This is a genomic window from Caldisphaera sp. (assembly GCF_049974385.1).
GTDB lineage: Archaea > Thermoproteota > Thermoprotei_A > Sulfolobales > Acidilobaceae > Caldisphaera.
The window spans coordinates 19584-35944 of sequence record NZ_JBMFIW010000018.1 but is presented as its reverse complement, the minus strand read 5'-3'; the positions used below and the strand labels follow the sequence as shown (position 1 = coordinate 35944).

Annotated in this window: 14 protein-coding genes; 7 read left to right on the top strand and 7 right to left on the bottom strand. The window is 29.7% G+C overall.

The genetic code is table 11. The annotated features are described in order from the left end of the window. The 6 genes from ACP5GV_RS05855 to ACP5GV_RS05830 form a co-directional block, all read right to left on the bottom strand. The coding region (locus tag ACP5GV_RS05855) for a hypothetical protein (RefSeq protein WP_428102784.1) at positions 1-225 on the bottom strand (225 nt) is incomplete at its 3' end. Positions 226-807: 582 nt separating this feature from the next. After that, a complete protein-coding gene (locus tag ACP5GV_RS05850; RefSeq protein ID WP_428102782.1) occupies positions 808-1041 on the bottom strand; it encodes a sulfurtransferase TusA family protein in 234 nt (77 codons plus the stop codon). 7 nt (positions 1042-1048) lie between these two features. Continuing rightward, positions 1049-2452, bottom strand: a complete 1404-nt coding sequence (locus ACP5GV_RS05845; protein ID WP_428102780.1) for a YeeE/YedE family protein — start codon at positions 2450-2452, stop codon at positions 1049-1051. 235 nt (positions 2453-2687) lie between these two features. Beyond that, positions 2688-6152 (bottom strand): MMPL family transporter, encoded by a 3465-nt coding sequence (locus ACP5GV_RS05840; protein WP_428102778.1) that lies wholly within the window; start codon positions 6150-6152, stop codon positions 2688-2690. 98 nt (positions 6153-6250) lie between these two features. After that, on the bottom strand, positions 6251-8227 hold the full coding sequence (locus tag ACP5GV_RS05835) for a thioredoxin domain-containing protein (RefSeq protein ID WP_428102776.1): 1977 nt from the start codon (positions 8225-8227) through the stop codon (positions 6251-6253). 125 nt (positions 8228-8352) lie between these two features. Further along, positions 8353-8967 (bottom strand): undecaprenyl diphosphate synthase family protein, encoded by a 615-nt coding sequence (locus tag ACP5GV_RS05830; protein WP_428102786.1) that lies wholly within the window; start codon positions 8965-8967, stop codon positions 8353-8355. A 118-nt stretch (positions 8968-9085) separates the two neighbouring features. Here ACP5GV_RS05830 and ACP5GV_RS05825 point away from each other — a divergent pair, with 118 nt between their 5' ends. From ACP5GV_RS05825 to speE, 4 genes are read left to right on the top strand one after another with little or no spacing between them, the layout of a single operon-like run. Continuing rightward, the gene (locus tag ACP5GV_RS05825) at positions 9086-9988 is read left to right on the top strand and encodes a thiamine-phosphate kinase (RefSeq protein ID WP_428102774.1); all 903 of its coding nucleotides are present in this window, start codon (positions 9086-9088) and stop codon (positions 9986-9988) included. Further along, the gene (locus ACP5GV_RS05820; protein WP_428102772.1) at positions 9982-10842 is read left to right on the top strand and encodes an N-glycosylase/DNA lyase; all 861 of its coding nucleotides are present in this window, start codon (positions 9982-9984) and stop codon (positions 10840-10842) included. Before ACP5GV_RS05825 ends, ACP5GV_RS05820 begins: the two co-directional genes overlap by 7 nt. A 50-nt stretch (positions 10843-10892) precedes the next feature. Continuing rightward, entirely contained in the window at positions 10893-11279 is a 387-nt protein-coding gene (locus tag ACP5GV_RS05815; protein WP_292320736.1) for a 30S ribosomal protein S8e, read from the top strand. A 56-nt stretch (positions 11280-11335) separates the two neighbouring features. Continuing rightward, entirely contained in the window at positions 11336-12253 is a 918-nt protein-coding gene (speE, locus tag ACP5GV_RS05810) for a polyamine aminopropyltransferase (RefSeq protein ID WP_428102770.1), read from the top strand. 2 nt (positions 12254-12255) lie between these two features. Here speE and ACP5GV_RS05805 read toward each other — a convergent pair whose 3' ends face one another. Continuing rightward, the gene (locus tag ACP5GV_RS05805; protein WP_292320734.1) at positions 12256-13140 is read right to left on the bottom strand and encodes a polysaccharide deacetylase family protein; all 885 of its coding nucleotides are present in this window, start codon (positions 13138-13140) and stop codon (positions 12256-12258) included. Between the two features lie 93 nt (positions 13141-13233). Between ACP5GV_RS05805 and cedA1 the strand changes: the two genes are divergently transcribed. From cedA1 to ACP5GV_RS05790, 3 genes are read left to right on the top strand one after another with little or no spacing between them, the layout of a single operon-like run. Then, positions 13234-13473 carry a DNA import protein CedA1 gene (cedA1, locus tag ACP5GV_RS05800; protein ID WP_292320733.1) on the top strand — a complete coding sequence of 80 codons (240 nt, stop codon included), beginning with the start codon at positions 13234-13236 and terminating at the stop codon, positions 13471-13473. 5 nt (positions 13474-13478) lie between these two features. Next, positions 13479-14858, top strand: a complete 1380-nt coding sequence (locus ACP5GV_RS05795; RefSeq protein WP_428068100.1) for a hypothetical protein — start codon at positions 13479-13481, stop codon at positions 14856-14858. Between the two features lie 2 nt (positions 14859-14860). Then, positions 14861-16351, top strand: a complete 1491-nt coding sequence (locus tag ACP5GV_RS05790; protein WP_428068102.1) for a helicase HerA domain-containing protein — start codon at positions 14861-14863, stop codon at positions 16349-16351. Positions 16352-16361 lie beyond the last annotated feature (10 nt).

Sequence of the window (16361 nt, the reverse complement as noted above, 5' to 3'; positions counted from 1 at the left end):
CAAGTCGCTAACAAATCCTTCCTTAGGCTTTATTGGTTCAAAGTCTAATTCATCATTAAATGAACCAGCAATTTCTCTTAATGCGGCTTCGATATTTTCGCCTAATTCTTCTTTAATCATGTCTTCCAATAAGAGGCTAATCTCTATATTTTTCTTTGATGCAATTTCTTTTATTTTTTTCCAAAGATCTTCATTAATAAAAATGCTGGTCTTCTTTCTAGCCATACAGACACCAGTAAGTATATACCGAATTAGGTATATATTCTTATATCAAAATGATGAACTATTAAAATGGTAAAAAACGACAAGCCTTGCCCTTCCAGGGGCGGGGTAAAAATTTTAAATTCTAAAACGTTTTAAAGTATAGTAGAATGTGTCCCCGTAGAGAGATGCCCATGAGAGCTCTACATATTCTCGAGTCTCAAAGAACCGTGGGCAGAGGGCTATACACAGTGAGGGATAGGGGTAATGGGCTGAAGATCTAGCGGTGGTCTACCGCTAAACGAGTGGAGCGGAGTTGGTGTTAAACGCACCCACTAGCTATGAGACGGTGAAAATGAAGGCGGTAAACCACAAACCTATGATCTCCTTGAGGGAACCCTCGCCCTTCAGGGCGGAGAAGAAGTCAGATACTTGCCGTAAAGACGAGTAGATGATTAGAGCTAAATTCCTATACTTCATAATGAATTAAGATAAACTAATAGAATAAATAACAAACATTGCTTTTCCAAGCAGAACCCAAAATCTTTTTAAAATCTATTAAATAATTTTATTAAATAAAAAAAGATTTATGGATTATGTACAAAGTTATTTTTTGCTTATTATTTCTATTGTTACTTTAAACACCCCATTTTCTTCTTCTATGCTTACCAGTTTATTTTTTGTTCTATCACACCATGCTTTAGAATCTGCCTTAACTCCTGGATCAGTTGCATATAATATTATTTTATCACCATTCTTTGCTTTTTTGTATGCCTTTATTAGTTCTGTTATAGGTCCTGGACAAGCTAAACCTTTGCTATCAACTACTATATCAACCATAAACATATCACCTCCTTAAAACAAATTTTCTAATAGAAAGGATCAAAAAACTTACTAAAATTGAAAAAATACCCCATCCTAACAAAACGTTTTGATATTGTACCAATACAGAAGATTTAATAATCGATGCTGCATCAGAATTCAAACTAGGTAATTCAAAAGCAATACCTATCAATAATAAGCCGAATATTATACCGAATATAAGATTAACTAAAGTTTTACTATATGAGCCTTTATTATTAGTAGTAATATTATTCGAATTTCTTTTTAGAGAAGCAGCCCAACTGCTTAAATTAACATAAGCATAATAGCCAGCTATTGTACCAGGTATGAATCCTACAGTAAATATCAGGCCGAATATCGATAATCCAGTGAGTCCTGACCAAAAACCTCCTACGCTGCATCCCTGAGCTATTCTTGCTCCTATAGCTAGTATTATCCCTCCAATGAATGCTATTACGATTTCTGCAACTCTATTAGTGGTCCTACTTGGCAGTTTTATGTCAAAAGTACCTGTAGAAGAAGCATAAATAAAGGCCCCTAAAATAACCATCAATATAAAAAATGTAAATGCACTTATAACAGGCACTGTAGAAAACCAATTTGGATCTCCTTTTGATGCCAAATTAATGCCAAATGGCCTTAATAAATACTCTGAGAAAAGACCAATAGGTGTTGTAACACCTAAATAGTTAAAGAAATGACCAGCGGCGAATATAAAGGAACCTATCATAATTAAACCAAATATTGTACCAATAAAATAAGGAGATTGATATAGTGCCCCCTTATTTCTTTCTTCAAATTCTTTTCTATTCTTCCTCATCCATAAAGCTGGTAATAAAATAACAAATGCAAATATTATGCCTATTAATAATGCAAATCCGCTGAAAGAACCAAAGTTATAAGGTATAAAATTAACAGGATTTCCATTAGCTATACTAAAGAATTCGTTAGTATTCCACCACTTACCTAATTTAAGTCCATCGAATATTGGATATGCAAATATCACTGTTCCTATAATCATCCCTATTATTTCAAACCAATTCACTACATAACCAACTCCAGATTTCCATAGCATACCGAACATGCAACCATTTCCGAGCATTATTCCAAATCCAAAAATAAATGATCCCAAGAGGGTATACCAACCTGCACCTGGCATGAAATAATAAGCGTCAACATATGGAACAACGTGAAATGCGGTAAGTATGCCAACACCTAAGGCGGAAACAGCTATGCCTGTTAGTATAATTTCATATATTTTGCTGTATTTTAATCCCATTACCTGATGAGTAGCAACAACTATGCAATACGTATATTTAGCTCCCATTATCCCAGCTATAATACCTAAAAGCCCATAAAAGAGCCCAATAACCCAAGCAGGGTAATTAAACAATGGTAATGGACCCATCCTTTTCACCAATTTCTATATGTATAGAATAGAATAAATCATTTGAATTTCTATATGTATATATTTACTAAAAGAATATATTTAAATAATACTTTGATAATTTTTAAATATATGTAAATTAAAATTACAAGTTATATTTATAAATTAAAATACATGTTTATAGAATTAGTTATAATTAAAATAATTAACTAGATAAATATATTAAGGTTAAAATTGATAAAATCTAAAAAAAAACTTAATTTTTCCTTTTTAACTTAGTTGGCCACCAAACATAATTTCCTAATAGATATGCAATAGCAGGTGTAAAAAGATAAGAAGCCATAAGACCAGCTATAAATACGCCACTCATCAATGCTATACCCATTCCCTTAAATCCTGGAGCAGAAAAAGCTAATAGACCTGAAAATGCACCTGCCATTATTATTGATAGGCCTATTACTAAAACGCCCATTTTACCTACTGCATATGAAACTGCATCTTTCATATCTTTATTCTCGCTTTCTTCCCTAATTCTGTTTATTATAAAGCTATTATAATCCATTCCAACACCTAATATTGCTGTAAACACAACTATAGGTAAATACCAAGGTAATGTTATGCCCATTATATGGTAGTATTCTATAGCTATAGTGCTACCAAATATAGCTGAAAATACCACGCTTCCTAGTGCAGCCAATGCCATGGGAACGCTACCAAAGAATATAAGCAGTATAGCAAACATTAATAATATTGCTATTGGATATACTAAATGATAGAAATTATGATATACAATATTTTTAAGATCTAAATTAATAGCAGCCTCCCCCCCAACCATTGCACTAGTTGAAATGTTCTTGGATATTTCCCTTATATTTTCTGTGCAAATTATTGCATCTTTCCCCAATGGGTACACAGATAAAGTAACTTGCAGTATAGGTTTGCTAGAATTTATCAATTGAGTCGATTGAATACATGAAAGCTTAGATATGGATTGATTGATTTTTTGCAATACAGTGATATTTGGTGCTACTATGTAGTCTGGGTATAAAATTCCAGAAGCATAGTTGTTTGATAAATAATGTAAAGCAGTAACTGCTTGTGAATTTTGAGGCATCATTAATGTAAAATCATAACTGCCTTTAAAAGATGTATATATATAAATCGAAGGTATTAATAAAATAAATACTATGACTAAAACTATAGCGGATCTCTCTGTTATTTTTCTTGACTTAATCGGTTTATCCTGCTTGTTATTTGATTTTAAATTAGAAGGCCACCATATAATTCTGTGTCCACCTATTATTGAAAGTAATGATGGTATAACAGTTAAACTAACAGTCATAGTTATTAAGATTGATATAGGTGCAGATTCTCCTAGACTTGCTAAAAATGGAAAGTTAGATGCTATTGCCATCGATCCGAAACCAATAGCGGCAGTTAAAGCTCCGGTAATTACTGCCCTCCAGCTTCTCTTCAATGCATTTTCTGCAGCTAATTTAGAATTTCCAGTTTTGATATATTCTTCTCTAAACCTTCTTGATATTAGACTTGAATAATCTATACCTAAACCAAGGCCAGCTAAATACATTATTGTTCTGCTTATTGAATTTAATGTAATAATATTATGACTGGCTAAAATGTAGCCAATTCCCAAAGCTATTATAAGACCAATACCTATACCAATAAATGGTATAACGATAGCCACAATGGCTTCTAGGACTATAGCTAATATTATTAAAACAAGGATTGTGCTTATGAAATCGCTTTGACTAATGCTTTTTATTGAAGAATTCCCGAGTTGGTAGTTTAATATTTGAGTTCCAGTTAGCATTATACTTACATTATTAAATCCTTTAGTCTTTAATGAATTAAGCATATCGTTTTTTAATTCCAAAGCTTGACTATAAGATAAGTTTTCAGTTATAAATACTGCAAAGCCATTTAAATTGTTTTGTACAAGAATACCCTTTATTTTATTTATTATTGTTGGAAATGTTTTATTAAATATAAATTGTGTTATGTTATTTTGTTCCGTGTTGAAAGGTGTGGAATTGATAATTATGTTCATTGTTGATGAAACTAATAATGGTGTTATATTACTTGGAAATCCCATTTTCAAAAGCGTCTCATTTAAAATGTTTGGCATTTTAATTAACAGATATGTATAGTTATAAATTGGTTCTGTCGAATTTAATTCATTAATTAATATGGAAGCTTTTGGATTGTTAATCTTTTGGCTAATCAGAGAAATTGATAAATAATAAGTTGACTCATTATTTACAAGTTTTTGTGTAATACTATTACTTACATTGCTTATATTTGAAACAATCTTTGCAGCTATATTTAAGGCAAGAGTCTTATTGTTAAAGATATCTAAAGAAGCGTTTTTATCATAACTTAAAATTACAGTTGGAATATAACTTAAAATTACATTAGAATAATTTTTATATGATAACGGCAAATAATTAGCTATGGTTTTAGCTGCATAAGTTGCTGAAATAAATTTATTAAATGAGCCATTCGATATATATGATGATAGATTTAAGGCAATTTGTGATGGTATCTTTAATGATAATATTTCATATGTAATATTTCTTATTATTAAATCAAGAATACTTTCATTAAATCCTGCGGAAGCATATTTTAAGCCTATATTCATAATTAAATTTAATTCTTCACCTGAAATTGGGAGAGAAGATAATATAGATTTAAACGTTTCTACGCTGGAATAGTTTGAAATTTCGTTTATTATATAATATAATTTGTATTGATTTTCTATTGTTAAATTATTCATAAGAGAATTTATATTAAACTCTAATGATGTGTTATAAAAATATTTACTATATAGATTTAATATTGGAAGAGCCTGTATATAGTTGCTTTGGTTCATTTCTTGGTATAAAATTTTATATGTAAAATTATTCGCAACCTCATTATTAAAATTCTTTGGACCACCATTCGATAAAACATAATTAAATAAAGTTTCAATAAAGATTGGGCTAGGAGGAGGTACATCATTAATTTGAGGTGAGTTTTCAATTACTTTCAATATATCATTTTGGGTTAAGTTCATTGTCTGATAGGCGTTTGTTTGGTTGTATAAAATATATTCTACTCTCAAGGTATTAAGGTAAATTGTTCCATATGATAAAGATATACTTTTTGTTATGTTGCCGTATAAGATCATTTCCGGTTTAATCATAGAATACGTTTTGCTTAAATTATTACCTAAATTATAATAAGTTGAATATATGTAATCAGAGTTTCTTATCAGTGAAGATAATAAAATAATGTTATTTTTGAGGTCGTTAAGCTTGTCTGTTAAATTAATTGTCGAGATCCAAATATCTTTTATGCTATTTGAAATAGATAATGATGAGTTTAAAAGAAAATTAGAAGTGTTTTGTATGTATAAATAAGTTGAATTCAAGATAGAGATCCAACTGTTTCCATACTTTATTGATCCATTAAGCCTATAAAATGAGGATAAATTTATTGGTATTCCTGATATTAAATAAATTATATTACTTTGTTTGCTCGCATTGCTCTCGTTTTGTACAATATTCATTACTTCGATGCTTTCAACATTTTTGGGTAGCATAGAAGACTCGTTTGTTGAAACAACGCTATTAATTTTAGTCATAAAAGGATAAAAAACAAGAACTATTATTAAAGCAACAATTATAATTATATACGCCAAATTTCTATTTTTGCTATACATATTTATCCCCGTTATAAATTAGTTTTATAAAATATAAATTTTAAGTCTTTTTCTAATTAATTATATTTTTAATTAATCAAAATATATATTGTTAAGTTTTATTTTAATAAAAACTTTATTTTTTCTCCTTCATATATGGGCATGCTACACGTTTTACCCTTGCATACATAAACTCTTGAACCATTACCGTACTTTAACATTACCCTCATATAAGAAGGTAATTCATCTTTTCTTTCATCTGTAATCCTTTCAACAAATTTTAAGGGATAATATGTTAATAATGATGATTTATGAAGTAAATCTGCTTTTTCATCATTTTCGTCTATCACAACTATATGTGCTATACCATTAATATATGAACTAATACTTAAAGCTAAACCGGAATGAAAAACAGGCTCTCTCATTACAATTGATGCTAATGAATCCATTTTTTCATCAAAATCTATTCTACCTGATTGGTAAAGTTTTAACCAAGATTTTATGATAATTGAGTTAGGAGATTCGTTGGGTGTGTCTGAAAATATTGTATCGCTTTCTTTAACATTTCTCCTCTCTTTAAAACCAATTTCAGTTTTAAAATCCTTGGCTTCTTGCCACATATTTAAAGATAATTCCAAGTATTTTTGATTGCCTGTTACTTCATAAGCCGTTAATGATGATGATAATGATGATGATAGATCTTCTAAAATTTTTTCTCCATCTTCATTTATTCTCCTCCCAGAATTTCCAAGTTTTTCTATTATATTTAATGATTCATCTATCCCTTTGTTAGTTAATAAACTAGATAGTAACAGAGCTTCTGCAGCTCTTGCATTTTGATATGTATAAGCATTATTGTCTTTCCTTGGTTTTCTCCAGCTCTCTTTATATTTTCTTAACCTATTTCTAATATTATTGATTAGCTTAAAAGAATCTTCTTGCGAAATGTTTAAAGAATTTGAAATTTCATAAATATTTTTCCTAGATAAAACTTTTCTGCCTTCTACTTCTGGTAGATTATAAAAATCAAATATAAATAATGAAATATCAAACAAATCTCCCAATGCTTCTTTGAATTCCTTTTCTGACCATGTATAATATTTACCTTCAATTCCTTCATAATCGGCATCTATGCTGTTTGAAAATCCAATATCGTTTTTCATTTCATTTAAAATGAAGTCTACTGTCATATTTATTGCATCGAGCAACTCTCTATCATATGTTATTAGATATGCATTAAAATAAGAAAAGATTAGTTCTGAGTTATCTATTAGCAATTTTTCAAAGTGTGGAACTTTCCAATATCTATCAGTAGAATATCTATGAAAACCGCCAAATACATGATCAAAAATACCTCCATAATACATATTTTTTAAAGTAATTAATACAGGATCCATATATTTCTTATTTTTAAAATGCTGAGAGAGCAAAAATTGATCTGTCGTGGGATGTGGAAATTTTATTTCAGAATCTATCCCACCAAAGTTAAAGTCGTATGATGAGTAAACGTAATCTGAAATTTTCTGAACGAATTCATTTGATAATGCTGTACTATATACGTTAATTGATGAAGAAATAATATCTAAAGAGCTGTTTATTAATCTATTTCTATCTTCTTTCCACAACCTTAATATTTCTTTTAAGATTCTTTTAAATCCTACTTGGTATTCATTATCTTCTGCAGGAAAATAGGTGCCACCATAAAATACCTTTTTATCAGGAGTCATAAATACAGTTAATGGCCAACCGCTATTACCAGTTATTAATGAAACGGCTTCTTGTAACTTTCTATCGATATCTGGTAGCTCATCTCTATCGATTTTTATAGCTATAAAATTTTCATTTATTATTTCTGAAACTTCTTTATTTGAATAAGTGTTTTCATCCATTACATGGCACCAGTGGCACCATGAAGCCCCAACATCAATTAATATTAGTTTATCTTCTTTTTTTGCTTGTTCAAATGCTTCTTCACTCCATATAAACCAATTAATCGGCTGATTAGCGCTTTCTCTTAAATATTCACTTTTTTGATCTTTTAGCTTATTCAATAATAATCCCGTATATGTTATTTCTATAATATTTTTAACGATCAATATATATTCCTAATAATTGTTAACCGGGGAGTTAACAATAGCATTAAAATTTATTGAATGATTTTAAATCAAGCAAGCATATAAACTCATTTGTCTATAAAACACGATCTATCTATTTCATAATTTCAGATACCGAAATTCCTAGGTTGAGAAGAAAACCAATTTAATGATTTTTCAAGCTCATTTTCATTAAAATCAGGCCAAAGCACATCAGTGAAGTAGAATTCCGCATAATTAATTAGCAATGGGAAAAAACCGCTTATCCTCTTAACACCTCCAGTCCTAATTAATAAATCCATGGGCATCATATGCAACGAAGGAGGTCTTTCTCCATTTTTTATTAAATTTAATTCCCACTCTCCCGAATAGCAATATGCTAGGTTTAAGACTCCATTTTTTCTATTTTTTGTTTCTTCTTCAGTTTTTCTGATTTCATTTAATATATAATTAGGAACTATACTCATATCACCTATTACTTTTACTGATATGTCATTATCTTTTAATTTTTTGTTTTCCCTTATATAATTAAAGCCTTCTTTGGATAAATTAAATAAAAAGTCAAGCTCAATTTTATTTCTTTTCGTACAATTTTCATAGCTTAATATGTAAACTGATGCGTTATATATACCATAATCTATAATTTTGTCTAAAATTTTCTTTAAATTTTCAAAACCTGTTTTATATGCATTAAAAAAATCAATTTTATTCTTTTTAGCCCACCTTCTGTTACCATCTGGGATAATACCTATATGAATTGGCAGATTTTGCGTTTTTATTCCCCTACCTTCTATCTGTTAGCTCATCTTAATATTTCTTTTCAATACTGATTTTTAAATTTTAGCTCTATTATTGTTTTTGGTGGTAAGACTGGAAAGCTGGAAAGCCCTTCTAGAAGAAATAATGAGAAATAGCAAAAATGAATGGTGCAAAGATTTTGATGCTTGTCCTTTAGACGATATTCTTCTAAACATAGATGGTTATTCTTCTTCGAGAAGCAAACTTCCTTGGATGAAATATGATGATTGGGCTTTTAAGGCAGCGTTAGCATCTATGAGTGATGTAGTGGTTTCTGGTGGAAGGCCCTATGCTTTATTATATAGCGTTGGAGTAACTGATGAGAACATCTTAAAATCTATATCAATAGGTATGGGGAAAGCTTCTGACTATTTGAAAAGCTCTATTTTAAAAGGTGATACAAATAAATCCACAAATGATTCATGGATTGACGTTGTTTCTATAGGAAAAATTAATAATAAAAGGTATGTTAATAGAAAAGGGGCAAAGCCAGGGGACTATTTAATTCAAATAGGCTATTTAGGTTATGGTACGCTATCGCAAATGTTATTGGAAAACAAAATAAAGATTGATAATATTAATGATAAACTATTAAGAAAAACTATTATACCAGATTTTCAGATAGATGCTTGGGTTCCTATTTATAAATATGGCACATCATCATCTGATAACAGTGATGGATGGGTTTCAACTATTTACAATATTATTGATTCTAGTAAAGTTAAGGTAGTTCTAGATGCAATAGAGATAGATCCTTTATTAAAAGATCTCATGAATAATGAAGATGCATTGAATAGCTGGGAGGATTACAATTTTGCAGTTACAACTAGCGAAGAAAACTTAGATGATTTTCTTGAGGAATGTACGAGGTTAAATATTAGGTGTTTTGTTGTAGGGAAAATAGAAGAAGGTTATGGACTTTATTATAATAATAATAGAATAGAGAACTTTGGGTGGACGTGGTAAGATTGGATGTAAATCAAGAGAGAATAATTAAAGTTTCCAATTCAATAAAAAATTTTGGTTTAGATAATATCTTGTTACTAGAAGAAAGAGTTGATCCACAATTTGATTACATACAAAGACTTAAAATGAAAGTAGGAAAAGGATATGCTACATTATATTCTTTGATCGTTTCTTTAGTTAGTTATAAATTAGCTATGAAAGGAGAAGAATGGTGGCAATGCTTTTCAAATTATTTATCAGATAAAGAAATACCGAAAAATGTTGATGAAGCAATTAAAAATGTAATCGATTTTATGAAAGATTGTAAAGGATCTATTATAGGGCAAAAATATAAGTTAAAAAGAATAGAAAAGATCTCTAAGTCTAAAGAACTGTTAAACGCAATTGTTAATAATCCTGAAATTGTTTTAGAAAAACCTGAGGAGATTATGAAAAAAATTGCAAGTTCTCTAGGAACAGAAGAATGGAAAAAAACAATAACATTTTCTATAAAAATGGCCTATTATGCCGTTAAAAATAAAGGGGAAATTAAGCCTTTGCTTATAAATATACCTATGCCAATTGATATTAGAATTTCTTGCTTAACTTATACAAGTGGAATTGTTGAATCGGAATCTTTTAAGGAGATATTAAAGAATCCTAAAATTGCTATAAAAGCTTGGGACATGGTTTCTGAATTGAGCGAAGTACCCCAAATTCATTTGGATAGTTTGTTATGGGTCATTGGATGGGCGCCAAGAGAATTAGAAATAAGTGAGGCAAGAAAAAAAGTAATTGAATTCTTAAGTAAATATTATGATTCTAACAAAATTAATCAATTAATTAAAGAACTGTTTTATAGGGAATGCAAATAGTAAAACTTTAATATTCTATTCCTAATATTAAAATAGGAAAGGTGTATAACATGGGAGTTTACCAATATAGGGATTTAAAAAAGCCAAGTGGAGGACTAAAACATTTAGTGCATAAAAGAAAGAGAAGATATGCTATGGGAGAATTATTTGTGCCTGCAGTTCTTGAAGAAAAAGAAGAAAAAATTATAAAGAGATCTACAGGAGGAAATCTTAAAGTTTCATTAAGGAAAGTCTCTAGAGCTATAGTTACAGATAAAAAAGGTAAATCTAAGGTCGCTAAAATACTAAATGTGCTATCAACACCATCCAATAGAGAGTATGCAAAAAGAAACATAATAACAAAAGGAGCAATAATTCAAACGAGTGAAGGAAAAGCAAGAGTCACATCAAGACCTGGTCAAGATGGAGTAGTTAATGCAGTTTTAATAGAAGAGTAAAAGCCAAATAAAAAACTTTTAATTGTAATTAGTTTTTAAATATTTGAGTGAGAGGCATGTCTATAAATTATCCATGGCATTGGATTATTGAGTGGAGCACTCCTGGAACAGCTCATATGCATGCAGTAAATAATGTGTATGCATATGGTCAATCAAAATATCAAAGATGGGCTATTGTAGACTATTCAGATTTAGGTAAGGCATTGGTAATAGACGGTAAAGTTCAATCATCATTGCTAGACGAATTCGTATATCATGAGTCCTTAGTACACCCGGCTATGTTATTGAATGGAAATCCTAAAAAGGTTCTTATATTGGGGGGCGGTGAAGGTGCTACAGCTAGAGAAGCATTAAGATACAAATCCATAGAAAAAGTTGATATGGTTGATATTGATGATCAGGTCGTTGAAGTATGTAAAAAATATTTACCTGAATGGCATCAGAATTCATTTTATGATAAAAAGGTAAATGTTATTATAGACGATGCTGAACATTATATTGATAATACTAATGAAAAATATGATGTTATAATTTCTGATTTAGTAGATCCGGAAGAAGCGGGCCCAGCTGTTAGATTATATACAAGAGAATTTTATATGAAAATTATAAATAAGCTAGATAAAAACGGAGTATTTGTTACACAATCAACAAGCCCAGTTTTAACACCAATGGTTCACGCTGTTATTTACAATACTATAAAAAGCGTATTTAAATATGCATATTCATATTATGTTTATATAAGGAGTTATGAGGGTATATGGGGATTTGTTATTGCTTCAAATGATATTAATGTTGAGAATGTTAAAAACTTTGATGTTGATAGCTTAATAAACAAGATGGTTAATGGTAAAAACAGATATTATGATAACGAGTCTCATGCTCATATGTTTTACATACCAAAATATATAAGAAATATATTGGAAAAAGAAAAAAGAGTATCAACTCTAAAAGATCCTATTTATTTGCCAGCTTAGTTTTATTTTTCATTAGGTTTTTTAAAATTATTTATCCAAAATTCTGCTATTTCTTCCCTTTTAGCTATCCAAACATCAAAAGATTTAATGTATTTTATAAATTCCTTAAGAGCCTTTATTCTGCCAGGCCTTCCCATTATTCTTACGTGCATTCCGATGCTCATCATCTTTGATTCGTATTTAGATTCCTCGTATAATTGATCAAATGAGTCTTTTGCATAAGAAAAGAATTCTTCTGCTGTTGAAAATCTGTTCATAGGATATAAGAAGTGGAAGTCATTAATATCAGGAGTGTAAGGTATAATCAAGAAATCCTTGTAGAAATACGGTAAGTCATCGTTGTATGCATCAGAATCATAAATAAACCCTAAACTTTTTACAATATCTATTGTGTTTTCGCTAGGCTCTCTTGCATAGTAACCCTTAGGTTTGTATCCAGTTATTTTTTGTATTATTTCAACAGATTTTTCTATTTGTCTTTTTTCTTCATCGTAACTCAGTCTATAGTTTTCAAACCACCTTAGGCCATGATCAACAATTTCATGTCCGTCGTTTACAATTCTTTTTGCTGCAAATGGGTTTAGTTCTAATGTATGTGCAACAGAGAAAAATGATGCTTTAACATCCAATTCCTTTAATGTATTTAATATTCTCCATATAGCAACCCTTGTACCATATTCATAAACGCTTTCCAATCCAACATCTCTTTTTTTAACATCGATTGGAGGAAATTCTCCTATTGATTCTACTATTCCATCGACCTCATATGAATGCTCAGAACCACATTCGTAATTAAAAACTAAGTTAACTGCTAGACCTTTATTTCCAGGCCATTTAAAATCTGGTCTTTTTTCACCATATCCGATAAAATCCCTTTCATAAACCAACTTTGTCCCCAATTTGTAAATAGTTATAAATATATTTATATTTTCGATTCGCTCCGAGTCTTTATTTATTCAAGATTTTATTTCGGTGATAATATGGATATAATTACATTTGTTCAGCAAATAACAGAAAGGGTTACCGCTTTAGCCTGGGCAATGTTTTTATTAACATGGAGTATAGGCTGGACATTAAAGGGATCACCAATACCTATTAATAAATTAAAGAGAGTTGGAGGAAGTTTAATAGAAGATTCCATTTGGGCTGCATTTTGGCTTGCTATAGGCTCTTCATTATTTAGCTTTATTGTTTATATAGTTAACCTAATAACGGGTTGATTTTAATGGCAAATTTCTATTATTTATTGGCAATAAACTTATCTCTTCTTACGTTTTATTTAGGGGTATTAATTTATGCTTTACCCATACCGGATAGAGGAGTTAAAAGATGGAGCGGTATACTAATAAAGGACTCTATACTGTCATTTATTATAATTATATCAATTTATTTTATTTATAATTACATAAATAATTTAGCAAATTCATTAGGAGGTTCATGGGGTTACTTTAATCTATGGCTTACAAATGCAATCACTTTAAGTGTTTCAACTAAGGCATTGCTTATTTTATTATCTTCTTTGCTAACTAAGGTTCCCTTAGGTTCGCAGATGATATCTATGATATCACCTATAAATGATGCCCTAACGGCTGAAATAATATTTTTAGCTGGTTTGTGGGGAATATATTTTATTGTTAATTCGTTAGGTCAAACTATATTAATGTTCGGATTAGTTTTATATTCGATACCTTTTAGAGTAGCTAGAGATGCAGGGGCTTGGTTTATTTCGTTTATTTTGGTATTTAGTATTGGCTTACAAATTATGCCGGTTTTTATTACAAACATTGCTGAATCAAGTGGGGTCAATTTAAATAATCAGGCTATAAGTATGGGATTAACTTTTATTAATGCAAAGGCATACTATAGAGATAATCCTATAAAAAATTCATTAATCTATGTTTATACGTATAATAATTCATATAATCAGATAGCTATATATAAAACAGATAATAATGGAAACATTATAAGTCCAATTTATGGAAATGAAATTTCTTTACCTAGCGAGGTTCCATCATATTTCTTCTCGGTAATTGATGATGTAGCTTTTAAGTTATATCCTTTCCCATTATATCCTTATAATTTATCTTTTAGAAATAATCAAGAATATATATTATATACAAATAACATATTATATGAAAATGAAAACTATACTTTGGCATTTGAAGGAAACAATGGAAATTATAATTCTTTTACAAATGGTAACACAGTTTATATATATGGCAATACAGGGTATGTTGAAATAAGAGCATTGGATGAATGCGTTAATAATATAAGCTATTCAAACTTCGTTGAAACAAAAGGTACGTGGAATTTCAATAACTTAGAAGGAATTTATTATAAGTTTACCCCAATTAATCAAAGCTCAAATAGTTATTTAGAATTTAATGTAAATAATTGTACACAACCAAAGCTAAACGTTAAGTATTCTGATTATGCGAACAATTACTTGGGAATACAAAACATATTAACACCTTCAATTCTAGAGTTTTTTCTTCTATATTATATAACGATTCCATTAATATATTTTTCATTATTAATTTCCATAACTTATGGCCTTGCTAGGTTGTTAGGAGGTAGGAGAGGAATAATTCCAAGAGTGATATGATTATGAACTCTTTTCAAATTTTTGATTTGATAATAGGAATTGTTGCGTTTATTTCAATATTTCTTATAATTAAAAACATGAAAGCTAATACTGATTTAACTATACCTTTAAAGATTAAACCTAAAAAACAAGGAAATTACATAGAATATAGCGTTAATGGAAAGAAATACATTGGTATACCTTATTTATCCGATAATTTGCCTAGAGGAGGTGAAGATTTACCAAGAAGAATTATAAGACTTGCAAGATCTAGCAGGTTAAGCGTTTCGTTTATATCTAATATGTATAATGTAAATAAAAGCACCCTTCTTAAGCTTATAGATGATGAAATGAAGAAAGCTGATTTATACTATTCTACAACAAATCAAATTAAATATAGAGAAAGGCTAAGATTTTTAGAAGACCTTTATAAAGAAGTAACAAGAACTGGAGTGCCATATATTGGTAGTTTTGGTTTTATCGTGTGGATTGATAGTAATGATAAAGAATCAGAGTTATATGCAGAATCTTTTAGAAACCTGATTGAAGCAGAATCTCAAATCAAGACAAAAAGGGTTTATAATATAGAAGATATCATATCTATCAGCAATCCTATAGATGTTATTAAAGAGGATACATCAATACCAATTGTTTCTGCAGAAGACATAGGGGATTATGAAGGTATTGTTATAGGAGAAGAAGAGAATGATCCAGGTAAAACAGTTTTGTTATCATTTCCTGATAATTTTAAACATCACATAGGCATTTTCGGCCCAACAGGTAGAGGGAAAACAGTAATTCTATCAGGTATTGCAATGCAACTGATGTTAATTTCATCAGTTGTTAATTCTATGCAGTCTATAATAGTAATAGATCCAAAAGGTGATTTATCCAAGCTGTTAAAGAAGAATTCAGACTATTACATAGAACCTACGGAAAAGGATTGTATAAAAATACCTAGGAAAGATGGTATTGCAATGAAACTGATTGAAAGTTCTATTAAAACTGGTGAAGGAAGCAAGATAAATATTTGTGAAGGATATTTAGATAAAAAAGGACTAGTTGTTTATGATTTATCTAAAATGCGCAATGAAGAAAGGAATGTATATTCTTCCCTAATAATCTCTTCACTAGCATTGGAAGCGAGTGAAAAAGGTTTTGATAAACCTGTTATATTAATAGTAGATGAAACCTGGAGGATTGTTAACAATTCGTATTTTCACTTAGAGTTTGCTATGAGAGAAGGTAGGAGTAAAGGTTTGTATGTAATTTACGCTACCCAATTGCCATCTGATGTTGGAAAAAACATAATAGATAATACCGGTGTGAAAATTATATTTGGAGGTTTTACAAATTATTATGTTGATTTATCTCAGCAATTGGGAATAGAAAATGCTGAGATATTGCATGAACTGCCTGTAGGGCATATAGTTCTCAAAATAGAGAATAATAAAGAAAAAACAGTAAAGGTTATAGACTTTAGCAAATTGCTTAAAATGGGAGGCAATACTTAAATATAAGGTG